Source organism: Sneathiella chinensis (genome assembly GCF_012720115.1).
Classification (GTDB): domain Bacteria; phylum Pseudomonadota; class Alphaproteobacteria; order Sneathiellales; family Sneathiellaceae; genus Sneathiella; species Sneathiella chinensis.
In genome coordinates, this window is record NZ_VNWN01000002.1 from 1,301,159 (window position 1) to 1,324,390 (window position 23,232).

20 protein-coding genes and 1 other RNA gene are annotated in these 23,232 nt (G+C 58.3%); 19 read left to right on the forward strand and 2 right to left on the reverse strand.

Annotated features, from left to right (window positions below; all coding sequences use genetic code 11):
* Nucleotides 1-4 precede the first annotated feature (4 nt).
* Complete coding sequence (locus tag FQB27_RS06115; protein ID WP_169559946.1) at nucleotides 5-739, forward strand: N-acetylmuramoyl-L-alanine amidase; 735 nt, start codon at nucleotides 5-7, stop codon at nucleotides 737-739.
* 28 nt (nucleotides 740-767) lie between these two features.
* Nucleotides 768-1,159, forward strand: an RNA gene (gene rnpB, locus FQB27_RS06120) — RNase P RNA component class A.
* A 48-nt stretch (nucleotides 1,160-1,207) separates the two neighbouring features.
* Here the strand turns inward: rnpB and FQB27_RS06125 are convergent.
* Nucleotides 1,208-1,588, reverse strand: a complete 381-nt coding sequence (locus FQB27_RS06125) for a PaaI family thioesterase (protein WP_169559947.1) — start codon at nucleotides 1,586-1,588, stop codon at nucleotides 1,208-1,210.
* Between the two features lie 195 nt (nucleotides 1,589-1,783).
* Here FQB27_RS06125 and FQB27_RS06130 point away from each other — a divergent pair, with 195 nt between their 5' ends.
* A complete protein-coding gene (locus FQB27_RS06130; RefSeq protein ID WP_169559948.1) occupies nucleotides 1,784-3,607 on the forward strand; it encodes a cation:proton antiporter in 1,824 nt (607 codons plus the stop codon).
* Between the two features lie 86 nt (nucleotides 3,608-3,693).
* Here FQB27_RS06130 and FQB27_RS06135 read toward each other — a convergent pair whose 3' ends face one another.
* Nucleotides 3,694-4,161: a Dps family protein gene (locus FQB27_RS06135; RefSeq protein WP_169559949.1), complete on the reverse strand. Its 468-nt coding sequence runs from the start codon at nucleotides 4,159-4,161 to the stop codon at nucleotides 3,694-3,696.
* Nucleotides 4,162-4,599: 438 nt separating this feature from the next.
* Here FQB27_RS06135 and FQB27_RS06140 point away from each other — a divergent pair, with 438 nt between their 5' ends.
* The 16 genes from FQB27_RS06140 to ftsZ all read left to right on the forward strand — a co-directional run bounded on the left by FQB27_RS06140 (nucleotide 4,600) and on the right by ftsZ (nucleotide 23,222).
* Nucleotides 4,600-5,055: a division/cell wall cluster transcriptional repressor MraZ gene (locus FQB27_RS06140; RefSeq protein WP_169559950.1), complete on the forward strand. Its 456-nt coding sequence runs from the start codon at nucleotides 4,600-4,602 to the stop codon at nucleotides 5,053-5,055.
* Nucleotides 5,055-6,011: a 16S rRNA (cytosine(1402)-N(4))-methyltransferase RsmH gene (gene rsmH / locus FQB27_RS06145; protein ID WP_169560091.1), complete on the forward strand. Its 957-nt coding sequence runs from the start codon at nucleotides 5,055-5,057 to the stop codon at nucleotides 6,009-6,011. Before FQB27_RS06140 ends, rsmH begins: the two co-directional genes overlap by 1 nt.
* Entirely contained in the window at nucleotides 6,008-6,427 is a 420-nt protein-coding gene (ftsL, locus tag FQB27_RS06150; protein ID WP_169559951.1) for a cell division protein FtsL, read from the forward strand. The genes rsmH and ftsL overlap by 4 nt, the downstream gene beginning before the upstream one ends.
* The gene (locus FQB27_RS06155; RefSeq protein ID WP_206374356.1) at nucleotides 6,424-8,223 is read left to right on the forward strand and encodes a peptidoglycan D,D-transpeptidase FtsI family protein; all 1,800 of its coding nucleotides are present in this window, start codon (nucleotides 6,424-6,426) and stop codon (nucleotides 8,221-8,223) included. Before ftsL ends, FQB27_RS06155 begins: the two co-directional genes overlap by 4 nt.
* Nucleotides 8,207-9,667 (forward strand): UDP-N-acetylmuramoyl-L-alanyl-D-glutamate--2,6-diaminopimelate ligase, encoded by a 1,461-nt coding sequence (locus FQB27_RS06160; RefSeq protein WP_169559952.1) that lies wholly within the window; start codon nucleotides 8,207-8,209, stop codon nucleotides 9,665-9,667. Before FQB27_RS06155 ends, FQB27_RS06160 begins: the two co-directional genes overlap by 17 nt.
* The gene (locus FQB27_RS06165) at nucleotides 9,660-11,096 is read left to right on the forward strand and encodes a UDP-N-acetylmuramoylalanyl-D-glutamyl-2,6-diaminopimelate--D-alanyl-D-alanine ligase (RefSeq protein ID WP_169559953.1); all 1,437 of its coding nucleotides are present in this window, start codon (nucleotides 9,660-9,662) and stop codon (nucleotides 11,094-11,096) included. Before FQB27_RS06160 ends, FQB27_RS06165 begins: the two co-directional genes overlap by 8 nt.
* Nucleotides 11,096-12,184, forward strand: a complete 1,089-nt coding sequence (gene mraY, locus FQB27_RS06170; protein ID WP_169559954.1) for a phospho-N-acetylmuramoyl-pentapeptide-transferase — start codon at nucleotides 11,096-11,098, stop codon at nucleotides 12,182-12,184. Before FQB27_RS06165 ends, mraY begins: the two co-directional genes overlap by 1 nt.
* A gap of 3 nt (nucleotides 12,185-12,187) precedes the next feature.
* Nucleotides 12,188-13,579 (forward strand): UDP-N-acetylmuramoyl-L-alanine--D-glutamate ligase, encoded by a 1,392-nt coding sequence (gene murD / locus FQB27_RS06175; protein WP_169559955.1) that lies wholly within the window; start codon nucleotides 12,188-12,190, stop codon nucleotides 13,577-13,579.
* A complete protein-coding gene (gene ftsW / locus FQB27_RS06180; RefSeq protein WP_169559956.1) occupies nucleotides 13,576-14,697 on the forward strand; it encodes a putative lipid II flippase FtsW in 1,122 nt (373 codons plus the stop codon). The genes murD and ftsW overlap by 4 nt, the downstream gene beginning before the upstream one ends.
* Nucleotides 14,697-15,845, forward strand: coding sequence for an undecaprenyldiphospho-muramoylpentapeptide beta-N-acetylglucosaminyltransferase (gene murG, locus FQB27_RS06185; protein WP_169559957.1), 1,149 nt, complete (start codon nucleotides 14,697-14,699; stop codon nucleotides 15,843-15,845). Before ftsW ends, murG begins: the two co-directional genes overlap by 1 nt.
* Nucleotides 15,842-17,272: a UDP-N-acetylmuramate--L-alanine ligase gene (gene murC / locus FQB27_RS06190; protein WP_169559958.1), complete on the forward strand. Its 1,431-nt coding sequence runs from the start codon at nucleotides 15,842-15,844 to the stop codon at nucleotides 17,270-17,272. Before murG ends, murC begins: the two co-directional genes overlap by 4 nt.
* The gene (murB, locus tag FQB27_RS06195; RefSeq protein ID WP_169559959.1) at nucleotides 17,269-18,216 is read left to right on the forward strand and encodes a UDP-N-acetylmuramate dehydrogenase; all 948 of its coding nucleotides are present in this window, start codon (nucleotides 17,269-17,271) and stop codon (nucleotides 18,214-18,216) included. Before murC ends, murB begins: the two co-directional genes overlap by 4 nt.
* The gene (locus tag FQB27_RS06200; RefSeq protein WP_169559960.1) at nucleotides 18,213-19,121 is read left to right on the forward strand and encodes a D-alanine--D-alanine ligase; all 909 of its coding nucleotides are present in this window, start codon (nucleotides 18,213-18,215) and stop codon (nucleotides 19,119-19,121) included. Before murB ends, FQB27_RS06200 begins: the two co-directional genes overlap by 4 nt.
* Nucleotides 19,122-19,222: 101 nt before the next feature.
* A complete protein-coding gene (locus FQB27_RS06205) occupies nucleotides 19,223-20,146 on the forward strand; it encodes a cell division protein FtsQ/DivIB (protein WP_169559961.1) in 924 nt (307 codons plus the stop codon).
* Nucleotides 20,147-20,173: 27 nt separating this feature from the next.
* Entirely contained in the window at nucleotides 20,174-21,415 is a 1,242-nt protein-coding gene (gene ftsA / locus FQB27_RS06210; RefSeq protein ID WP_169559962.1) for a cell division protein FtsA, read from the forward strand.
* Nucleotides 21,416-21,524: 109 nt separating this feature from the next.
* On the forward strand, nucleotides 21,525-23,222 hold the full coding sequence (gene ftsZ / locus FQB27_RS06215; protein WP_169559963.1) for a cell division protein FtsZ: 1,698 nt from the start codon (nucleotides 21,525-21,527) through the stop codon (nucleotides 23,220-23,222).
* Nucleotides 23,223-23,232 lie beyond the last annotated feature (10 nt).

Genomic DNA, 23,232 nt, shown 5'->3' on the forward strand with positions numbered 1-23,232 from the left:
GATCATGATTGAATGGGACAGCCGTTTCAGGTCGCCAAACTTCAACGAAAGGCGGGACGGAAAGATCGCTTCCATGCTGGTGTTGCATTACACGGGCATGAAAACGATGGATCAGGCCCTGAAACGCTTGTGTGATCCCGCATCAGAGGTCAGTTCCCATTATCTGGTGGATGAAGCCGGTCATATTTATCAGCTTGTCCCGGAAACCTTTCGGGCATGGCATGCGGGGGTTGGCTTCTGGCGGGGCGAGCGGGATGTGAATTCCGCCTCCATCGGGATTGAAATTGTCAATCCGGGGCATGAATTTGGCTATACCCCTTTTCCTGAACAACAGATGGCCGCCGTCGAAAGACTGGCGGCGGATGTGGTGGACCGCCACGACATCAGGCCGGAAAATGTGATCGGTCATTCCGATCTGGCCCCGGACAGGAAACAGGATCCGGGCGAGCTTTTTGACTGGAAGCGTCTGGCCGCCAAGGGGGTCGGGCTGTGGCCGGACCGAAAGACGGGCGGTCTCTATCCGGTTTTGTCCCCGGGAGATCAGGGCAGTCATGTTGCGACCTTGTCTGCGGCCCTTGCCACCATTGGATATGATCTTCCGAAAACCGATCAGTATGATGAAAGCGTGCGGTCCGTTGTGATTGCGTTTCAGCGGCACTGGCGGCCGGGTGATCTTTCTGGGATCGCGGACAACGAAACCCAAAGACTGGTTTATGCGCTCCGCGACCACTTGACCTGACAGGCCGCGAGGCGTAAAGGAAGGGCTGTCAGATGGCTGGATGACCGCTGCGTGGCCTTTAGGGGCCGGGGAGAGGAAAGTCCGGGCTCCACGGAAATACGGTGCCGGTTAATGGCCGGCGGGGGCGACCCCAGGGAAAGTGCCACAGAGAGCAAACCGCCCGGCCTTCGAGCCGGGTAAGGGTGAAAGGGTGCGGTAAGAGCGCACCGCGCGTCTGGCAACAGAAGCGGCATGGTAAACCCCACCGGGAGCAAAACCAAATAGGGATGGCCGGTGCAGGCCCTTGGGTGCTGTACAGGCTGGTTTTCCGAGCCGCCGTCCGGGTTGGTTGCTTGAGGCGTCTGGTAACAGGCGTCCTAGACGAATGGTCATCCATCGAGTAATCGAGGACAGAACCCGGCTTACAGGCCATCTGGCACTTTCTCCGCAGAAAGCTCTTCTTCGTACCGAGGTCAGGTGCCTGTTGCGTTATGCGGTGGGGGGTGTGTATATGGCGAAGCTGCCATTAGCCTTGGCCACCAGTTTGCCGCCTGCCTGTATTTCCGATTCAATATTGGCAATGGATCGTCCCCGATTGACAATGCGGGAGTGGCAGGTCACTTCCCCTTCCAGAACGGGGCGGAAATAATTGATTTTGATTTCAATCGTTGCGCAGATTTGTCCGTCCGGTAGGGTCGGGTAGAGGGCGCTTCCCATGCCGGTATCCGCCATTGTAAACAGAACCCCACCGTGAACAACCTTATGTGGGTTGAAATGAGCCTCTGTCAGGCGCAGTTTGCAAAGGCTTTCTCCCGGATTGGCGGGGATGAATTCAAGGCCCACCTGATCGGAAAACGGGTTAAATGACATTGTTTTTCTCCTTTTTGTTGCCAAGTCTGCCCGAAATTTCAGGCGTTTCAAGGCTGAATATGGCGAAAAGGTTAAATTCATCCGCCATCCGATCCGGGGTTGTGGACAAATGGGATTGGGGCGCGTATCACTTTCCTAATGCATCAGAAAGGATGAACCGGCGTGTATGTCATTGGAAAAAATATTGTTCTTCAAATGATCCTGTGGGTGGGCCTGACAGGAAACGCCGCTGCTGCCGGGGGGGAATTGCCACCGCTGGTGTATGATATCGGTGTCAGCCTGTTCGCGGCCAGTATTCTCGCCATCCTTTTTGTGAAGATCAAAATTCCCAGTATCGCAGCCTTTCTGCTTGCCGGTATTCTGGTCGGCCCCGTTGGTTTTGGCCTGATTACGGAGCCGGATAATATTGATACCATCGCCGAGTTGGGCTTTTTGCTGCTTTTGTTCATGATCGGGCTGGAAATCGATATCCGCAAGACCTTCAAGAGCGGGCGGATGATCGTGATTTCCGGGATCCTGCAATATCCGCTCAGCGTTCTGTTCGGGTTTGCCTTTGTAAAGCTGTTGGTCTGGGGGGGATTGACCGTCACCCTGACCGGCCCGTTTGATGCCCTGTATTTCGGGATTTTCATTGCCGGCTCCTCGACCCTGTTGGTGATCAATCTTTTCCAGCAGAATTATGAACTGGATACGGAGCCGGGCCGGATCGCGCTGGGCATTTTGGTGTTTCAGGATATCTGGGCGATCATTGTGATCGTGATCCAGCCGAACTTCCAGTCGCCCGAAGTGCTGCCGATCTTTATCTCAATCGCCGGAATTATCGTGCTGTCCGCGATTTCCTACGGACTGGCAAAGCATCTGGTAGTCCATGCGTTCCGCTGGCTGTCGAAAGAGCCGCAACTGGTCTTTGTGGGGGCCATTGGCTGGTGTTTCAGCATCGTCTTTATCGGCAGTAGTCTCGATTATCTGGGCAGCATGGTTTTCGATTTTCCGACGCCCCTGTCCGTAGGGTCGGGGATGAGTGCCCTGATTGCCGGGATGACCATTGCGACCCTGCCATATAGCCGCGAAATCGTGGGCAAGGTCGGCGTGGTGCGGGACTTCTTCATCATCCTGTTCTTTGTCGGGCTTGGCATGAGTATTCCGCCCGTAACCGATTTCAGCGTCATCAAGATCGCGGTTGTTCTGGCCTTTATTGCCCTGCTGACCCGGCAGTTGATCTTTTTCCCGCTGTTTTACTTCACCGGGGGGGATCAGCGCCATTCACAGGTGGCGTCCATCCGTCTTGCCCAGATTTCCGAATTTGGTCTGGTGATCGCCTATCTGGGGGCGCAGAAGGGGCATTTGTCGGTCGAATTTTCAAGCGCCATCATTTTCGCCTTTGTGATTACCGCCCTGTTGACGCAGCCCCTGTATCGACATGCCTATAAAATTCATGCCCGCATGGCGCCGTGGTTGCAACGGCTGGGCTTTCGGGAGCCGTCCGCGCAAGGAGATGAGCGCGAAGGGACCTATGATATCGTGTTGCTGGGCTTCCATCGGGTGGCGTCGTCGCTGCTGCATGAGATTGCCATCAACCGGCCGGAAATCCTGCCGCGGGTTCTGGTGATTGATTTCAATGTCCAACTGCATCCGGCCATTCGCAAGACCGGTGTTACGGTGCGGTATGGGGATTTGTCCAATGAGGAAACGCTGCTGCATGCCGGTATTTCCAACGCCAAGATCATTATCGCCACCATTCCCGATGACATCCTGCGGGGAACCTCAAACCTGAAACTGGTGCAGACGGTGAAAAGGCTGAACACGGAGGCAATCGTGATCGCCAATGCGGAAAACCCCGCGACAGCGCGCGAGATTTACAGTTCCGGGGCGGATTATGTCTATATGGGGCGGGTCAGTACGGCGCGGGCGCTGGATGAACTGGTGGGGCAGGCCCTTGAGGGGGCTCTGCAGGACTTCCGCAAGGAACAGGAAGAAGTGCATGGTCATCACCATGACCGAAAGGAAATCCTGAGCTAAACCTTAGGCCCGGGATCGTGCGAGCGCGGTCTTGCAGGTGGGGCCGGGAAAGGCGGCAGCCGAAGCATATCGGCTGCCGGGTCTGTTTATACGAGAGAGCGCAGCATCCAGGCTGTTTTTTCATGAATGCGCATCCGGTCAGAGACAAGCGCAGCCGTTGACTCGTCATCCGCGCCTTGCGCGACGGACAGGACCTTGCGGCATGTCTTGACAACCTGTTCGTGGCCCTGTGTCAGGATTTTGATCATGTCGGTTGCAGCCGGAACGCCTTCCGCTTCCTTGATGGAGCTAAGCTCGTTGAATGCCTTGTAGGTGCCGGGGGCAGCAACGCCCAGTGTGCGAATGCGTTCGGCAATTTCGTCCACGGCGGTGGCAAGCTCGGTGTAATGCTCTTCAAACATCAGGTGCAATTCACGGAACTGCGGCCCGGTCACGTTCCAGTGAAAGTTATGGGTCTGAAGATAAAGGGTGTAGGAATCCGCAAGCAGGTTCTTGAGGCCTTCCGCAATGGTTTTCATGTCATCTGATCCGATGCCGATATCGATGCTGCTCATGATCTTTTCTCCTTTGAGTTGGTTGTTCCGCGCATGCCCTGCTCGAAATTGGAAGCATTAAAATATCTACTCTTTCCCGTTTGTCTTTTAAAGGGGCGGCATCAAAAAAGTGGTCCCGGCTCTTATCCTTGTGGCGACGGGGGTTTTCATCTTCGTTTTTTTAAAAAGAACAAATCAAGAACAAAGTAAAGGAGAAGGGGTTCAGGGGCGGTCTTTTCGACGGGAAATAGCCGAAAATAATGGTTAAGAAATCATGAAGAATAGAGGGTTGTTTTTCTATTAGGGACTACTTCAAAACCAAGGAAATCAGCTGTTTTTCCATTGACTCCCATAGAATTCCATGATATCCCAGAATATCCCATTTTTCTCCGGAGATAGCCAAAATCGGCTCCGGTTGGAGGGGGTGGGGATGACCATTTCTAGGGGGTTCGGGCTTTTATGGCTCTGTTTCTGTCAAAATTTGAAAACAAGGTGGACAAGAAGGGACGGGTCTCGGTACCGGCGCGCTTTCGGTCTGTCCTGGCAGAAAAGGGGTATGGGTCCGTCGTTCTGTTTCCGACTGTTGAAGGTGATGCCATCAATGCGTGTGGTATGGATGTGATGGAAGGGCTGCTGGAGCGTATCGGCGGCTTTGATCCTTTTTCCGAAGAACGGGATTCCGATGCGGATGTTCTGATGGCCGAGGCGGTCGAGCTTCCCATTGATGGGGATGGTCGGATCATGATCCCCCAGGAATTGCTGGATCAGGCCGGTATTGACGGGGCCTGTCTTTTTGCCGGGCGTGGCGACAGTTTTCAGATCTGGCGCCCCGAGGCTTTCGAGGAGCGGATGAAGCAGGCCAAGGAACGGGCGCGGGCGAAGCGGGCCCGGTCTGTCAAGGTGGGGGCAGAGTGATGGCAGTTGACAAGCCTCATGTCTCGGTCCTGCTGGCGGAAGTTCTGGATGTTCTTGCCCCGCAGGCAGGTGAAATTTTTGTGGATGGGACCTTCGGGGCCGGTGGGTATAGTCGGGCCTTGCTGGAAGCTGCGGATTGCCGGGTGTATGGCATTGATCGCGATCCGCGGGCCATTGCGTTCGGGCGTGAGATGGAAAAGGAATTCCCCGGTCGCCTGAAGGTGCTTGAAGGGTGCTATGCGGACATGGAGGGTCTGCTGGCGGCTGAGGGTGTTTCCCATGTGGATGGGGTGACGCTGGATATCGGTGTTTCCTCCATGCAGATTGACGAGGCGGACAGGGGGTTTTCGTTCATGCAGGACGGGCCGCTTGATATGCGCATGTCCGGCAGCGGGCCAACGGCGGCGGATGTGGTCAATGAAGAGGGTGAGGTTGAGCTTGCCCGGATTATCTTTGAATATGGCGAGGAGCGCCGGTCCCGTGCCGTTGCGCGCGCCATTGTCGAAAGGCGGTCGGTAAAGCCTTTCACGCGTACCCTTGAGTTGGCGGAAGTGGTGGCGTCGGTTGTTCGGACAAATGGTAAGGGTATCCATCCGGCGACGCGTACATTTCAGGCGTTGCGTATCTTTGTAAATGATGAGTTGGGACAGTTGACGGCGGGGTTGGCCGCGTCCGAACGGTTGCTTTCTCCCGGTGGCCGTTTGGCAGTTGTATCATTTCACAGTCTTGAAGACCGGCGCGTAAAGAATTTCCTGTCCAAAAGGTCGGCGGCGCGCGCCAATCCATCCCGTCATGTTCCTCTGGTTGAAGATCAGAAACCGGCTTCCTTCTCGCTGCTCAAGCGGGGGGCGATCAAGGCACGTGAGGATGAGATTGCGATCAATCCGCGGTCCCGTTCGGCGCGTCTGCGCGGCGGTATCCGAACCGATGCCCCGGCATGGGAGGAAGCGGAATGAGGTGGAACCTGACGGTCTTCTTTCTGGCCCTGTTCGCCTGTGTTTCCTATGGTCTTTACCAGTTGTCCTACGAGGTTCAGCAGCTTGAGGATGATCTGGCCGGTTTGCGGCGCGGTATTGAGAATAATCACGAGGCGGTGAAGGTATTGGAGGCCGAGTGGGCCTACCAGAACCGTCCGGATGTGCTGCAGGCGCTGGCAGCCCGGCACTTGCCGCTTCTGCTGATTGCGCCCTATCAGGTGGCAGCCCTTGATGACATTCCGGTTCGCGGCGCTGGCGGCGGGGCCCCTGAAATGCGTGTTCCTGTCCCAAGGTCTCGACCGGGCCGGGGTCTTCGGGATCGGCAGGCGCCGCCCGGTAGTCTCCATCTGGCTTCATTCTCGCATGGCACTGAAAGAGATGAGGGCGTGCAGTGACAGGGTGGAGCGGACAGAAAAGTGGTCAGGTGGACAGCGGGCTTGCAAATGGCAGGGTCGCTGTTTCGCAGTTTCGGGTGAAAGGCTCTGCCATCAAGCTTGAAGGGGTGGGCAAGGAAACCCTGGAGCAGGGCCGCAACCGGTTGGTGGTCGCGGGTGTCCTGTTTGCTTTCTGTTTCGTGGTTCTGGCGGGCCGTCTTGTTGGCTTGGCGCTGAGCGGTGACGGGTCCGTGGAAACATCGGGCGAGCATCTTCAGGCCTCCCGTCCGGCTTTGGAAAAAGACGTGGGTAGCCGCGGCGGAATTTATGATCGCAACGGGCAGCTGCTGGCCGTGACGCTGGATACGGTTTCCCTGTTTGCGGACCCGCGCAAGGTGCCGGATGCGGACGCTGCGGCGAAGAAAATAGTCCGGGTTCTGCCGGACCTGAGCGAGGCAACAGTGCGTTCGCTTCTGTCCGGTGACCGCAGTTTCGTCTGGTTGAAGCGGCACCTGACGCCGAAGCAACAGTATGACGTGAATGCGCTGGGTATTCCCGGCTTGTTTTTCCGCGACGAGGAGCGGCGCTTCTATCCGTTCGGGCCGCTGATTTCCCATATCACCGGCTATACGGATGTGGACAATAACGGGATCGCCGGCGTCGAGAAATACTTCGATGACCAGCTTTCCGGGCGGGACCGCGGGCAGGCGGAGCCTGTGGCCCTGTCGCTTGATGTGCGGGTCCAGCATGCCCTGCGCGATGAATTGTCCCGCTATATGTCAATTTTTCAGGCGATTGGCGCATCCGGCATGGTGATGGATGTGAAAACCGGTGAAATTCTGGGGATGGTTTCCCTGCCGGATTTCGATCCCAACCGGCCGTCTGATTTTTCCAGTGACAGCAAGTTCAATAAGGCGACCCTTGGTGTGTATGAAATGGGGTCAACCTTCAAGGTCTTTACCACGGCCATGGCGCTGGACATGCGATCTGTTGCCCTCAGCGACGGGTATGACGCGACGGAGCCGATCCGCATTGCCGGGTTCCGTATCCGCGATGACCACCCGAAAAAACGGTGGCTGTCCGTGCCGGAAATCTTTATGTATTCGTCCAATATCGGAACCGCCAAGATGGCCGATGCCATTGGCCCGAAAAAGCACAAGGCCTTTCTGGCAAAGCTGGGCCTGTTGGAGCGTCCGGCCATTGAATTGCCTGAGGTCGGCGCCCCAATTTTGCCACCGCGGTGGAATACGCTGGAAACCATGACGATTTCCTTCGGTCACGGTCTGTCGGTCAGTCCCTTGCAGCTGAGCACCGCAGTCGGGTCGATGGTCAATGGCGGAGTATATGTGAACCCGACGATTTTGAAGAAGACCGGCGAGACCGAAGTTGAAGGCAAGCGCGTTATCAGTACCAAAACATCCGGCGTTGTGCGCCGTCTGATGCGTCTTGTGGTGGACAAGGGAACCGGGCGCAAGGCTGCCGCCGAGGGATATCTGGTGGGCGGTAAGACCGGTACGGCGGAAAAGGCCGTAAACGGACGCTACAAGCGCAATGCCCTGATTACCTCCTTCGTCAGTGCCTTCCCCATGGATAACCCGCGCTATGTGGTTTTTGCCATGCTGGACGAGCCGAAAGGCAACGCCTCGACCCACGGGTTCCGGAGCGCCGGTTGGACCACAGCCCCTATTGTCAGCCGTCTGGTGTCCCGTATCGGTCCCATTCTGGGCATTGCCCCGAAGGATGAGCAGAGCGAGTCTGTACAGAAGGCCTTGCATATTCCCGTGTATTCGAGGGAGAAGAATGTTGCGTCTTTCTGATTTGACAGGACGGGAATTCGCCGGAGATAACCCGGAAGTCACAGGTCTGACCGCCGATAGCCGGGACGTAAAACCGGGCTTCATTTTTGCGGCTTTGCCGGGAACACTGACCGATGGGCGCAAGTTCATTGACGCCGCCCTTGAAAAAGGGGCGGTGGCCGTGATTGCAGACAACACACCCCTGCCTGCCGCATTGGCGGTACCCTGCCTGCAGGTAGAGGATCCCCGTCTCGAACTGGCAACCCTGTCGGCCCGGTTTTTCGGACGCCAGCCCGAGGTCATCGTGGCGGTGACAGGTACCAACGGTAAAACCTCCGTCGCGCATTTTACCCGGTCCCTGTGGCAGAATATGGGGCTTGAGGCGGCCAGCCTTGGGACCCTCGGGATTGTCACACGTCAGGGAACCGAGGATCTGGGATATACAACGCCCGAGCCGGTTCTGCTGCATCGCTGTCTTGCGGATATGGCGACGTCTGGCATTACCCATGTGGCGATTGAGGCGTCCAGCCATGGTCTGGACCAGCGGCGCCTTGATGCGGTCGAGGTTTGTGCGGGCGGTTTTACCAACCTGACGCGGGATCATCTGGATTATCACGCCACCGGCGATGTCTATCTTGAGGCCAAGCTGGGCTTGGTCAAGCGGGTGGTGAAACCCGGCGGTACAGCGGTTTTGAATGCTGATTCCGATGCCTTTGGCGCCTTTGCGGAAGCTGCCCGAAAGCGGGACCTGAAAGTTCTGACCTATGGCCGGGGGGAGTGCGATTTCCGCATTCTGGGGCTGGAAACCCGTCCGTCAGGGCAGATCATCGATGTTTCCCTTTTTGGCAAGCCACATGCCATTGCCCTTCCGCTGGTTGGGGAGTTTCAGGCCTATAACGCCCTTTGTGCGCTTGGATTGGTGGTCACGGCGGGCGGCGATCTGGAGGCGGCGGTCAAGGCACTGGAAGCTGTGGAAAATGTTCCCGGCCGGATGGAGCATATTGCCTCTCTCGCCAATGGGGCGGCGGCCTATGTGGATTATGCCCATACACCGGATGCCCTTGAAACGGTGCTGGTGGCTTTGCGCCCCCACACGGCAGGCCGGATCATTGCCGTAATTGGTTGCGGCGGGAACCGGGATACGGGCAAGCGCCCGCAAATGGGGCAAATCGCCGCCGATCATGCGGACCATGTGATTGTTACCGACGACAACCCCCGGAACGAAGACCCGGCCCTGATCCGTCAGGCCATCATGGCCGCCTGCCCGGATGCAACGGAAATCGGCGATCGCAAGGAAGCCATTCACGCGGCCCTGTCAATGGCAGGCCCCGGCGATATTGTTTTGGTCGCAGGCAAAGGGCACGAGACCGGGCAAGTCGTCGGGGGCCGTACCATTCCGTTCGATGACCGTCAGGTGGTTGCTGACAGAGTTGCCGTAATGACCGGGGAGGGCAGCCATGACTGATCATCCTTTGTGGCATGCCCGCGAAATTATTGAGGCCACCGGCGGGACTTGTGCCCAATCCGACTGGTTTGCGACAGGTGTGTCCATTGACAGTCGCACCGTTCAGGCCGGTGAGTTGTTTGTTGCCATTGCAGGGCCGAATTTTGACGGTCATGCCTTTGCCGGACGGGCACTTGAGGCAGGGGCCGCTGCGGTTCTTGTCAGTCATGTGCCGGAAGGAATGCCGGCCGGGGCAAATGTGGTACTGGTGGATGATCCGCTGAAAGCGCTGGAGCGTCTTGGCCGTGCGGCCCGGGATCGCTGCCGGGGGCGGATCATTGCGGTAACCGGCAGTGTTGGCAAAACCGGCACCAAAGAGGCGCTGGCCCATATCCTGAAAGAGCAGGGCAAGACCCATTACAGCATTGGCAGCTTCAACAATCACTGGGGTGTGCCGCTGTCCCTGTCGCGGATGCCGCGGGATACGGAATTTGGCATTTTCGAACTGGGGATGAACCATCCCGGCGAACTGGGGCCGTTGTCCCGCATGGTCCGGCCCCATGTGGCCATTGTGACAACCGTCGCCGCCGCGCATCTGGAATTTTTCACCAGTGTTGAGGAAATCGCCGAGGCCAAGGCCGAAATTTTCGAGGGATTGGTGCCAGACGGCATGGCCATCATCAACGGGGATAATGACCATGCCCCGGTTTTGAAACGTCAGGCCGAGGCTCATAAAATTGCAAATATCTGCACTTTCGGCGAGGCCGGTGATGCCGATTTTCGCCTTGAAAAGGCTGCATTAAATCCTGATTCCAGCGATATTGTTGCCGTCATTGGCGGGCATAGACTTGATTTTACCCTTGCCGTTGCCGGGCGTCACTGGGTCCAGAATATTCTGGCTGTCCTAGGCGCTGTTCAGGCGGTTGGCACCGATCTGGAAAAAGCGGCGGACAGTCTGTCCCGCATGGTCGCGCCATCAGGGCGGGGGGTACGGTTGGACCTGAACTGTAAGGCTGGCCGGTATCAGGTGATTGATGAAAGCTATAACGCCAGCCCGGTTGCCATGCGGGCGGCCTTTCAGGTGTTGGGGGCCATGACACCGCAGGGCGGCGGGCGAAAAATTGCGGTTCTGGGCGATATGCGGGAAATGGGGGAACAGTCCCCGGAAATCCATGCCGCCCTTGCAAATGATATTTCCGAATGCGGGATCGATATGGTATATGCCTGCGGCCCTAATATGCGGTATCTCGCAAATGCGCTGCCGCAAGGCGGGACAACTGTTTGGGCGGAGCAGTCCGAAGGACTGGTCCAGCCGTTGATCGGCGCACTTCACGCCGGGGATCTGGTCCTGATCAAGGGATCGCTCGGTAGTAAAATGAAAGTAGTTTTGGAAGCTCTTGTCGCTCAGTCCGCACAGGTGGAGAGTGAGAGGCAGGGCGGAGGTCAGTAATGTTATATAATCTTCTGTTCCCATTGGCGGATGATTACACGATTTTCAATCTTTTTCGGTATCTGACCTTCCGGACAGGCGGTGCCATCATGACGGCGCTGCTGATCAGTTTTGTGTTCGGCCCGCATGTGATCCGCTGGCTGAAAAGCAAGCAGCATCGGGGACAACCGATCCGCGATGACGGCCCGCAAAGTCATATCGTCAGCAAACAGGGAACCCCCACCATGGGCGGCTTCCTGATCCTGCTGGCACTGGGGATTGCGACCCTTCTGTGGGCCGACCTGACGAACCAGTTCGTCTGGGCGGTTCTTCTGGTGACGCTGGGCTTTGGCGGTATCGGGTTCGCCGATGACTATCTGAAAGTCAGTCGCCACAACACGCGGGGCGTTCCCGGCAAGCTGAAATTGTTGATGGAGGTTGTTGTGGCCTTGAGCGCAACCCTCTGGATTGTTTCCGTGACCAGCCCTGAAATTGCCACCGGCCTGACCATTCCCTTCCTGAAAAATGTACTGATTGATCTTGGCTGGTTCTATATCCCGTTTGGCATGCTGGTGATGATTGGCGCCGGCAACGCGGTGAACCTGACAGACGGTCTGGACGGGCTCGCCATTGTTCCGGTGATGATCGCAGGGGCATCTTTTGGCCTGATTGCCTATCTGGTCGGGAACACGGTTTTTTCTGAATATCTGCAAATCCAGGCGGTTCCGGGTTCCGGTGAACTGATGGTTTTCTGCGGTGCCCTGATCGGTGCCAGCCTTGGTTTTCTCTGGTTCAATGCACCGCCTGCCATGGTGTTCATGGGGGATACGGGATCGCTGGCCATGGGCGGCGCGCTTGGCTCCATCAGTGTGGTCACCCGGCATGAAATCGTTCTGGCTGTTATCGGCGGTCTGTTCGTGCTGGAAACCGTGTCCGTGATCGTTCAGGTGGCGTCATTCAAGCTGACCGGCAAGCGGGTCTTCCGCATGGCCCCCCTGCATCACCATTACGAGCAAAAAGGATGGGCAGAACCGACAATCGTGATCCGGTTCTGGATCATTGCAGTCATTCTGGCCCTTGTGGGACTTGCGTCCCTGAAGTTGAGATAAAACATGATGGAAAGTCGCGCCTACAAGGATAAGAATGTTGCTGTTTTCGGCCTTGGGAAAAGTGGTTTCTCGACGGCTGTTCGGCTTCGGGATGGCGCGGCGCGGGTAACCGTCTGGGATGACAATGAGGGCCGCCGTGCGTCGGCCAGCGCCGCAGGTCTGGACGTTGGCGATCTTGTCGGGGGCGATTGGCAGGATGCCGATTATCTGGTCCTGAGCCCGGGCGTGCCGCTGACCCATCCGGCGCCCCATCCGGTGGTCCTGAAAGCCGAGGAAAACGGCACCGGGATCATTGGCGATATCGAGGTTTTCCTGAACGAGAAGACCGCCGGAAAGATTGTCGGGATTACCGGTACAAACGGAAAATCCACCACCAGTTCCCTGATCCATCATCTTCTTGCCGCCAGCGGGCGGGAGACGGCCCTTGGCGGCAATATCGGAACACCGGTCATGGACTTGCCCCAACTGGCAGGGGATGGCACCTATGTGCTGGAGCTTTCCTCCTATCAGTTGGACCTGACCCCGTCCTGGCACGGGGATATTGCTGTTCTGCTGAATATCACCCCGGATCATCTGGACCGGCATGGGGATATGGACGGCTACCGCGCGGTGAAGGAAAAGATTTTTGCGCGCCAGACCGCATCCGATCTGGCGGTGATCAATGTGGATGATCCGCTGTGTGCGGAGATGGCCCTGCGCCTTAAAACACAAGGCGAGGCCCGGGTTGTTCCCCTGTCCACCACCCGCGTTTTGGAAGATGGTGTTGCCGTTGTGGATGGGGTTCTTGTGGATCACAGCCGCGACGGGCAGGAATGGACTCTGGATATTTCCGGGATCGAGACCTTGCGCGGGCGGCACAACTGGCAGAACGCCGCCGCTGCGGTGGCGGTGGTGCGGGCCCTTGGCCTGACGGATGAGGAAATCGCGGCGGGTCTTGCCAGTTTTGGCGGACTGGCCCACCGGATGGAATTGATCCGAACCCTGAACGGTGTCCGGTTCGTCAATGATTCCAAGGCCACAAATGCGGAGGCCGCAGAAAAGGCCCTTGTTTCCTACGATAACATTCACTGGATTGTTGGCGGTCTTCCCAAGCAGGGGGGCATTGACGGGCTGGCGGATTGTTTCCCGCGGGTGACAAAAGCCTACCTGATCGGGCAATCCTCTGATGCCTTTGCCGCCGCATTGCAGTCCCGTGTCGATTTTGTTCCCTGCGGGGATCTGGAAACGGCGGTTCAGGCTGCTGCAAAAGACGCTTTCAAGGCCATCAATGAAGGGGGCGAGGCCGTGGTCCTGCTGTCCCCGGCAGCGGCCAGTTTCGATCAGTTCGCCAGCTTTGAAGCGCGGGGCGATGCCTTCCGCGAGATCGTGAACCAACTGGATGGGGAGGGCGCATGACAACCTTCACCCGTCTCGACAGATCGGTTGTTGGCAAATGGTGGTGGACGGTTGACCGCTGGACCTTGCTGGCCGTGGGCATTCTGGTGTTCATGGGCGGGATCATGGTTCTGGCGGCAAGCCCCTCGGTGGCGAACCGCATCGGCCTTGAAAATTTCCATTTCGTAAAGCGGCAGTTCCTGTATCTGCCCATGGCGATCACCATCATTCTGGGCATCTCGCTGTTGTCGCCGCTTTGGGTGCGGCGGTTTGCCGTGATCCTGTTTGGCGGGTGCGTTGTCCTGACCATTGCCACGCTGCTGATCGGGCCGGAAGTGAAGGGGGCCAGGCGCTGGCTGCAATTTGGCAGCTTTACCCTGCAGCCCACGGAATTCCTGAAGCCGTCCTTCGCGGTGGTGGCCGCGTGGATGTTCGCCGAGCAACGGAAAAGTGACGAATTGCCCGGCAACCTGATTTCCATGGCCCTGTTTGCGCTGGTGGTCGGGTTGTTGCTGATGCAGCCGGATGTGGGGATGACCCTTGTTGTATCTGCGGTGTGGTTTGCGCAATTCTTTCTGGCGGGCCTGCCGATTTTCTGGGTGGTCCTGTTTATTGCAGTCGGGATTGTGGGGGCGGCGGGTGCCTATGCCCTGTTCCCCCATGTGGCCAGCCGTGTTGACCGGTTTCTGGACCCGTCCGGCGGTGGAAACTACCAGATTGAACGGGCGATGGAGGCTTTCCAGACCGGTGGGTTCCTGGGTGTCGGTCCCGGTGACGGATCGGTCAAGACGGTGTTGCCCGATGCCCATACGGATTTCATCTTTGCCGTGGTGGGTGAAGAGTTTGGTGTGATCGTCTGCCTGATGGTGGTGGCGGTCTTTGCCTTTATTGTCCTGCGCGGGTTCAGCCGTTTGCTGGAAGAAAAGAATTTCTTTGTGGTCTTGGCCGCCGCCGGGTTGCTGACCCAGTTTGGCTTGCAGGCCATTATCAATATCGGGGTAAATCTGCGCTTGATGCCGACCAAGGGAATGACATTGCCGTTCATTTCCTATGGCGGGTCTTCCATGCTGGCCCTTGCGGTTTTGATGGGAATGCTGCTGGCGCTGAGTCGTCGCCGTGCCGGGGCAGGAGATATCTGATGAAAGACGCAGCCAAAAAGCAGACCATTATTCTGGCCAGCGGCGGCACCGGTGGCCACGTCTTTCCGGCGCGGGCCCTTGCGGGGGAGCTGATCGCGCGTGGGTATGATGTGGTTCTGATGACCGATGAGCGGGGCGACCGTTATGAAACCCTGTTTCCGGGGGTGCGGATTGAACAGGTTCCGTCGGCGTCTCCTTCTGTTGGGGGGATTTTCGGGAAACTTCGCGCCGGGTTTGTGATCAGCACAGGCATTGTGAAGGCATGGGCCCGGATGAGCCGCCTGCGTCCTGCGGCTGTGGTCGGCTTTGGGGGGTATCCGTCACTGCCGCCAGTGGCAGCGGGCCGTTTGGCTGGTGTTCCTGTTCTGCTGCATGAACAAAACGCCGTGCTGGGCCGGGTCAACCGATTGCTGGCCCGCTGGGCGAACACCGTTGCCGTGTCGTTTGAAAAGACCATCGGCGGTTCCACAGAAGTGACAGGGCGCATGGTCTTGACCGGGAACCCGGTGCGGGCGGAAATCATGGCCCTGTCCGGTCAGGGATATCAGGCCCCGAAAGAGGGCGAAGACCTGTCGCTGCTGGTTCTCGGCGGTAGTCAGGGCGCGACCATCCTGTCGGATATTTTCCCGGCGGCCATAGCCGCACTTCCCGAAGCGATGCAGGAACGGCTGGTGATTACCCAGCAATGCCGGGCGGAAGACTTGGATCGGGTCCGGGATGTTTATGCCGAAACCCGCGCCCGGACAGTGCTTGCAACCTTTTTTGACGATGTTCCCGGCCTCCTGGCAGGCTGTCATCTGGCGGTGACTCGATCCGGCGCCTCCACCCTGGCGGAGCTTTCCGTGGCAGGGCGCCCCGCGATCCTGGTGCCGTTCAAATATGCCATGGATAACCATCAGCAGAAAAATGCTGAAAATCAGGTGGACAAGGGCGCCGCAGAACTTATCCTGCAGGACGAATTCACCGTTGAGAGAGTTGCAGAGGATCTGACCCGTCTTCTGGCCCAACCGGAAAGGCTTGCCGCCATGGCGGAGGCCGCCGCCGGTAGCGGACAGGGGAACGCAGCAGCGAAACTTGCCGACCTCGTTGAAACATCATTGAAGAACCGGAATACCAAACCGTGCGTTACAGGAAAGGTTGCCGCATGAGAGCGCTCCCACTGGATATAGGAATTGTACATTTTGTCGGGATCGGCGGGATCGGGATGAGCGGGATTGCCGAGGTTATGCATAACCTTGGGTACGAAGTTCAAGGGTCCGACCTGTCTGAAAACGCCAATGTGGAACGGCTCCGCAATCTGGGGATCACGGTTCATGTGGGGCACCGCGCCGAAAATCTGGGCGATTGCCGGGTTGTGGTTGTCTCCTCTGCGGTCAAGGACGACAATCCGGAAGTGAAGGAAGCACGGAGCAACCTGATCCCCGTTGTGCGGCGGGCCGAGATGCTGGCCGAACTGATGCGCCTGAAATGGGCCATCGCCGTTGGGGGGACCCACGGCAAGACCACCACGACCTCCTTGCTGGCGGGCCTTCTGGATGCCGCAGAGCTGGAACCGACAGTGATCAATGGTGGCATCATCAATGCCTATGGCACCAATGCCCGCCTTGGCAATGGTGAATGGATGGTGGTGGAGGCCGACGAGTCCGATGGCAGCTTCGTCAAGTTGCCGGCCACGGTGGCCATCGTCACCAATATCGACCCGGAACATCTGGATTTCTATGGCGATTTTGACGGTGTTCGCGAAGCCTTCCGCACTTTCGTCGAAAACATCCCCTTCTATGGCTTTGCCGCGCTTTGCATTGACCATCCCGAGGTTCAGACCCTGATCGGCAAGATCACCGATCGCCGTCTTGTATCCTATGGCCTGACACCGCAAGCTGATTACCGGGCCACGGATGTCCGCTACGAGGAAGGCGGCGCCCGCTTCAACGTGACCATCAGTGAACGCGTTGGCGGTGAAACCCGTGTCATGAAGGGGTTCGAGCTTCCCATGCCGGGGGCGCATAATGTCCAGAATGCCATGGCCGCGGTGGCTGTTGGCAAGGAAATGGGGCTGGAAGAGGTTGTCCTGAAGCGGGCGCTTCGGGAATTTGGCGGCGTGAAGCGGCGCTTTACCAAGACCGGCATTGTGGATGGGGTCACGATCATCGATGACTATGGCCACCATCCGGTCGAGATTTCCTCCGTTCTGTCAGCGGCGCGTCAGGCCTATGACAAGAAGGTCGTGGCCGTGGTGCAGCCGCACCGCTATTCCCGCCTGCGGGACCTGTTTGACGGTTTCTGCACCTGCTTCAATGATGCGGATACGGTCATTGTCACCGATGTCTATGCGGCGGGCGAGGACCCGATTGAGGGGATTTCGCAGGAAAGCTATGTGGAAGGCTTGAAGATGCGCGGGCACCGGCGGGTGCTGGCCCTGTCCGGGCCGGAGCAACTGGCCGAGATGATCCGGGCTGAAACGGAGCCGGGGGATGTGGTTGTTTGCCTTGGTGCTGGGTCCATTTCGCTTTGGGCCAATCACCTGCCGTCCCAACTGGCAGCCCTTCAGGACATCGAGGAGGCAGAGGCGGAATGACTGTGCATCCCCAGCAGGTAAAGACCCTGGCCGACCGGCTGCCCAAGGTGAAAGGGCGGATCCGGCAGGATGTGGCGCTGGACAAGATCACCTGGTTTCAGGTGGGCGGTCCGGCGGACATTCTGTTCAAGCCGGAGGATGAGGCCGACCTTGCTGCCTTTCTGCAAGGGCTGGCACCGGATATGCCTGTCTTTACGCTGGGTGTGGGATCGAACCTGCTGGTTCGGGATGCGGGATACCGCGGTGTTGTCATTCGCCTTGGTCGGAAATTCTGCCTGATGGAGGTGGATGCGGAAACCCACCGCTTGACCGTTGGTGCCGGCGCGTTGGACCTGAATACGGCCCGCTTTGCGGCAGAGGCCGGATTGACCGGGGCGGAATTCCTGTCCGGTATTCCGGGAAGCATTGGCGGGGCCTTGCGCATGAACGCAGGGGCCTATGGCAGCGAGATCAAGGATATTCTTGTTTCGGCGGTGGCCTATGACCGGCAGGGGCAGCGCCATGAATTGACGCCGGAGGATATGGGCTTTTCCTATCGTCATTCAGACATACCAGGCGACTGGATTTTCACGGAAGCCGTTTTGCAACTGGCACCGGGCGATCGGCAACAGATCGCGGCCGAGATGGACGCCATTGCTAAGGCCCGCGGCGACAGCCAGCCGATCAAGAGCCGGACCGGCGGGTCCACCTTCGCCAACCCGGACGGCAAGAAAGCGTGGGAACTGATCGACGCGGTTGGGGGCCGGGGGCTGAAAATTGGCGGGGCGCAGGTGTCTGAAAAGCATTGTAACTTCCTGATCAATACCGGGGACGCCACCGCTGCCGATATCGAGGCTGTGGGTGAAGAGGTCCGGCGCCGGGTGTTCCGGGATCATGACACACTTCTGCGCTGGGAAATTGTGCGGATCGGGGATGCCACCGTCAATGAGGGAGAGGACGTATGACACATGTTGCCGTTTTGATGGGGGGATGGTCCGCAGAGCGTGAAGTGTCCATGTCCAGCGGGCTGGCCTGTTCGGAAGCCCTGAAACGCTGCGGCTATGAGGTGTCCGCCATTGACGTGGGGCGCAACGTGGCCTCGGTTCTGGAACAGGTGAAGCCGGATGTGTGCTTCAACGCCCTGCATGGCCGCTATGGGGAAGATGGCCTTATTCAGGGTATCCTTGAAATCATGGGCATTCCCTATACCCATTCCGGTGTGCTGGCCTCGGCGCTGGCCATGGACAAGCCGGTGGCAAAGCGGATTTTTGAAGCCGAAGGCCTGAAATGTGCGGATGGGCGGATCATGACCCGGCAGGAAGTGCTGGACGGGGCCACCTATCCGAAACCGTTTGTCATCAAGCCCCTGAACGAAGGGTCCAGCGTTGGTGTGACCATCGTCCTTGAGGATGAAAATATCAGCCTGCAGGATGTCCAGTGGACCTTCGGAAACGAGGTGCTGGTGGAAAGCTTTGTCCCCGGCCGGGAAATCCAGGTCGCGGTGATGGGGGATCAAGCGCTTGGCGCGGTAGAAATCAAGCCGCTGGGCCGGTTCTACGATTACGAAGCCAAGTATACAGAGGGCAAGGCCGATCACCTGATGCCGGCGCCGCTTCCCAAAGACCGCTACGAGGAGGTTCTGGAACTGGGCCTCCGGGCGCACAAGGCACTTGGCTGCCGGGGGGTTAGCCGTTCCGACTTCCGTCTCAATGATGTGGAAGGCGGGGATGGCGAATTCTATATTCTTGAGACCAATACCCAGCCGGGTATGACCGAGCTTAGTCTGGTGCCGGAAATTGCCGGTCATATGGGGATCACTTTTGAGGAACTGGTCCGCTGGATGGTGGAGGATGCCTCATGCGACCGATAGAAATATCAGATCGTGACCGCCCTTTAACGTCAAGGGAGCGGCCCAAGGCAATAAAAACCGGTCGGAGCCGGACCAGCCGGGGGCGGGCAAAGCGCAGTGAAATGCCTTCTGTCCGTGCGTCGCTGTCATCGGCAGCGCGCCGCCTTGCCGGGCTGCGGATTGGTTTTCCATCCATGCCGTCTTTTGCATTGCCGTCCTTGCCGGGCCGGGGGACACGGAAACGTCGTGGGCCGCTGTCTGTATGGCGGGGGCCTGTTGCGCTTGGCGGTGGTCTGGCGCTGGCGGCGGCTTTGCTGGGCGGCACCGGTTATTACGCCACACAGAATAACTGGCCGGATCGGGTGGCCGGATGGTTTGGTGATACCGGCGAGACTGTGGTTGTCGGACTGGGATTGACGGTTCAGGAAATCAGCGTGCTGGGGCGGGATCGGACCCCGGCGGCGGATATCATGAAGGTGCTGGATGTTGAGCGGGGCCAGAGCATCCTTGCCTTTGATCCGGAAGAGGCCCGCGCCCGCGTTGAGGCGCTTGGCTGGGTCGAAAGTGCAGCGGTCATGCGGCGCTATCCCGATGAGATTTTTATCCGCATCAAGGAACGCCGCCCGTTTGCCCGCTGGCAGATCGAGGGGCAGACCTCCATCATCGACCGGCATGGCGAGGTTGTGACCCAAGCGGACGACCCTGAATTCCGGTATTTGCCGAAAGTTGTTGGCAAGGGGGCGAATACAGGCGCGGATGACCTGTTTGACATGCTGGCAGAGACACCGGCCCTGTTTACGCGGTTGAAGAACGCGGTTCGGGTGCGGGACCGTCGCTGGAACCTTGAGTTCGACAATGGCGTGACGGTCCTGTTGCCGGAGGAGCGGGCCAAGGCGGCATGGGCGGAGCTTTATGCCATGCAGACGCGGGACGAGATCCTGTCGCGGGATGTGATGGCCATTGACCTGAGAGCGGCAGACAGGGTTTTTGTCCGTCTGAAGCCGGGTGAGGCGGCAGAGCGGCGCAAGCCGAAGAGTGAAACGTGATCGTAACGGGTAAGGACAGTTAGGAACATGGCAGCGGGGCGGAATGGACCATTGGCGGCACTGGATATCGGCACAACGAAAGTGTGCTGTTTTGTTGCTGTGGAGGAAGCTGGTGGCCTCAGAATAAAGGGGATCGGGCATCAGGTCGCACGGGGAATGCGGGCCGGAACGATCACCAATATGGAAATGGCTGAGGAATCCGTTCGTTCTGCCGTGGACGCCGCCGAACGTATGGCCGGCGAAACCATCCGTGAAGTGTTTCTCGGGGTCTCTGCCGGGCAACCGGTGTCCCAGACCGTCGAGGTGGACATGTCCCTTGGCGGGCAGGAAATCGGTGAAAAGGACCTGCAACGCACCCTGAAAGAGGCCAAGGCCAGTTACAAGCCGGAAAACAGGACGGTCATTCACGCCCTTCCCGTGGGCTACAATGTGGATGGCAATCGGGGCATCCGCGATCCCCGGGGCATGTACGGCGAAAATCTGGGGGTCAGCATGCATATGGTGTCCGTCCAGAACAACCATATCCGCAACATGACCAATCTGGTTGAACGGTGCCATCTGGGCGTTGCCAAGGTGGTGTCCGCGCCCTATGCGTCGGGGCTGGCCACGCTGGTGCAGGATGAAATGGACCTTGGTGTCACCGTGATCGACTTTGGCGGGGGATCGACCTCCTTCGCGGTCTTCTATGATGGCGAGATGGTCTATAACGAGGTGATCCCGGTAGGCGGCGCCCATGTCAGCAATGATATCGCCCGTGGCCTGTCCACGTCCCTTGCCAATGCGGAGCGCATGAAGACCCTGTATGGCAACGCCCTTGCCAGTCAGGCCGATGAAAAGGAAATCATCGATGTGCCGCTGATCGGTGAAACGGATCACGAGGTCGCCAACCATGTGCCCCGGTCCATGCTGGTCGGCATCATCAAGCCCCGGATCGAGGAAATTCTGGAAATGGTCCGGGACCGTCTGTCGGCGTCAGGCTTCGAGAAGGTTGCAGGCCGCCGGGCCGTTCTGTGCGGCGGTGCTTCGCAGCTTGCGGGCGTTCAGGAACTGGCCGGGCGTATTCTCGACAAGCAGGTAAGGCTCGGAAAACCCATACGTGTAAAGTCTCTGGCAGATGCAACCGGTGGTCCGGCCTTTGCAACCGCAGCCGGATTGCTTTCTTTTGCAGTGCGAGAAAATTTTGACGACGACCACGGTCTGTCGGCAGAAGCAAAAACCCCGAAAAACCGCCTTTTGCGAATCGGAAATTGGTTCAAGGAGAACTTCTGATGAAAAAAAATGGTGAAAATCTCATCAATATGTGAGATGCGGGGTTTCAATGTACACAATATTTGGTATTAATTAACTGTTAACAAGCGTTTTGAAGGAGGGTAGTACTGTGGGGATCAATTTATCAGTACCAGATCAAACAGAACTGAAGCCTAAGATCCTGGTTTTGGGTGTTGGTGGCGCCGGCGGAAACGCGGTTAACAACATGATCAGATCAGAGTTGCAGGGCGTTGAGTTCGTCGTTGCAAACACCGATGCACAGGCCCTGAAGCAGAGTCTGGCAGCCGACCGTATTCAACTTGGGGCTGAACTGACCGAAGGTCTGGGTGCCGGGTCCAAGCCGCAGATCGGTGCATCTGCTGCGGAAGAGGCGCTGGACGAGGTCGTGTCTCATTTCAACGGTGTGCATATGTGCTTCATCACTGCTGGCATGGGCGGCGGAACCGGGACCGGTGCTGCGCCTGTTGTCGCACGGGCCGCACGGGAGTTGGGTATCCTGACCGTGGGTGTGGTCACCAAGCCGTTCCAGTTCGAGGGCAACCACCGCATGCGCATTGCGGAAGCCGGCATCGAGGAACTGCAGAAATATGTCGATACGCTGATTATTATCCCCAACCAGAACCTGTTCCGTATCGCCAACGAGAAAACAACTTTCGCTGATGCCTTCAACATGGCCGATGACGTGCTGCATTCCGGTGTGCGTGGTGTTACCGACCTGATGGTGATGCCGGGCCTGATCAACCTGGACTTTGCCGACGTCAACACCGTCATGAATGAAATGGGCAAGGCCATGATGGGCACCGGTGAGGCTTCTGGCGAAAATCGCGCCATCGAGGCAGCCGAGGCCGCTATCTCCAACCCGCTTCTGGATGACGTGTCCATGAAGGGGGCGCGGGGCGTCCTGATCAACATCACCGGCGGTATGGACCTGACCCTGTACGAACTGGACGAAGCCGCGAACCGCATTCGCAGTGAAGTCGATCCGGAAGCCAACATCATCGTGGGTTCCACCTTCAATCCGGATCTGGACGGAACCATGCGGGTGTCTGTTGTGGCGACCGGCATTGATGGGCATGAAGTCCAGCAGCTCGCGCCGAATGTAACATCCCTGCGTCAGGTTGGCGGCGGTGACAGCCGACCGACGGCGTCTGCAGGGTGGACCGGTGCTCGTGAAGCCCCCTCTATCCCCGAGGTTGGCACCACATCTGCCATGACATCCGGTTTCGGTGCGTCTGTTCCCGAAGTTTCCATGGGGCAGCCCATGATGAGCGGTGAAACAGAAAGCGTCGATAGCGGCGAAGTTACCTATGGCACAGCGGAAGCCTCCGTCAGCCAGTCAAATCTGGCGCTGGATACAGACCGTGACCTGCTGACCGGTATTGAAGGCGAAATGGAGCCCAGCGAACAAGCCCTGTCCGAGCCGGAAGGGCGGGACGAGCCGTTCCGCGCACCGCCGGTTATCAAGGTGGAAAAGCGGGCTGAGGACCTTGTCAATCCGGCCGCAAGCCGGAGTGCGGAAGAAGCTGCGCAGCCGCGCAAGCGCCGCAAGGGGCCAAGCCTGTTTGAACGGATGACCGGCGTTGGTCGCCTGTCCCGCAAGACCGAAGAAGAAAAGAGCGAGCCGCGCACCGCGCCGCAGGCGCAGGCCCCTGTCCGGCAGGAGCCGGCAGCCCCTGTCAGTCAGCCTGCCGCACAGCCTGAGGCTCGCCCGGAAGAGGCCCTGTCTTCTTCTGTACGGATCGAGCAGAAACAGGAAGATGAGGACCTGCTGGACATTCCGGCCTTCCTGCGGCGTCAGGCAAACTAGAGAACAGAGT

Coding starts and splice junctions, on each gene's coding strand:
- FQB27_RS06115 (WP_169559946.1), top strand. CDS start 5: ATGATTGAATGGGACAGCCGTTTCAGGTCGCCAAACTTCAACGAAAGG.
- FQB27_RS06130 (WP_169559948.1), top strand. CDS start 1,784: ATGATCCTGTGGGTGGGCCTGACAGGAAACGCCGCTGCTGCCGGGGGG.
- FQB27_RS06135 (WP_169559949.1), bottom strand. CDS start 4,161: ATGAGCAGCATCGATATCGGCATCGGATCAGATGACATGAAAACCATT.
- murD (WP_169559955.1), top strand. CDS start 12,188: ATGATGGAAAGTCGCGCCTACAAGGATAAGAATGTTGCTGTTTTCGGC.
- mraY (WP_169559954.1), top strand. CDS start 11,096: ATGTTATATAATCTTCTGTTCCCATTGGCGGATGATTACACGATTTTC.
- ftsL (WP_169559951.1), top strand. CDS start 6,008: ATGAGGTGGAACCTGACGGTCTTCTTTCTGGCCCTGTTCGCCTGTGTT.
- rsmH (WP_169560091.1), top strand. CDS start 5,055: ATGGCAGTTGACAAGCCTCATGTCTCGGTCCTGCTGGCGGAAGTTCTG.
- FQB27_RS06205 (WP_169559961.1), top strand. CDS start 19,223: ATGCCTTCTGTCCGTGCGTCGCTGTCATCGGCAGCGCGCCGCCTTGCC.
- FQB27_RS06140 (WP_169559950.1), top strand. CDS start 4,600: ATGGCTCTGTTTCTGTCAAAATTTGAAAACAAGGTGGACAAGAAGGGA.
- murG (WP_169559957.1), top strand. CDS start 14,697: ATGAAAGACGCAGCCAAAAAGCAGACCATTATTCTGGCCAGCGGCGGC.
- ftsA (WP_169559962.1), top strand. CDS start 20,174: ATGGCAGCGGGGCGGAATGGACCATTGGCGGCACTGGATATCGGCACA.
- FQB27_RS06200 (WP_169559960.1), top strand. CDS start 18,213: ATGACACATGTTGCCGTTTTGATGGGGGGATGGTCCGCAGAGCGTGAA.
- FQB27_RS06125 (WP_169559947.1), bottom strand. CDS start 1,588: ATGTCATTTAACCCGTTTTCCGATCAGGTGGGCCTTGAATTCATCCCC.
- FQB27_RS06160 (WP_169559952.1), top strand. CDS start 8,207: ATGTTGCGTCTTTCTGATTTGACAGGACGGGAATTCGCCGGAGATAAC.
- murC (WP_169559958.1), top strand. CDS start 15,842: ATGAGAGCGCTCCCACTGGATATAGGAATTGTACATTTTGTCGGGATC.
- ftsW (WP_169559956.1), top strand. CDS start 13,576: ATGACAACCTTCACCCGTCTCGACAGATCGGTTGTTGGCAAATGGTGG.
- FQB27_RS06165 (WP_169559953.1), top strand. CDS start 9,660: ATGACTGATCATCCTTTGTGGCATGCCCGCGAAATTATTGAGGCCACC.
- murB (WP_169559959.1), top strand. CDS start 17,269: ATGACTGTGCATCCCCAGCAGGTAAAGACCCTGGCCGACCGGCTGCCC.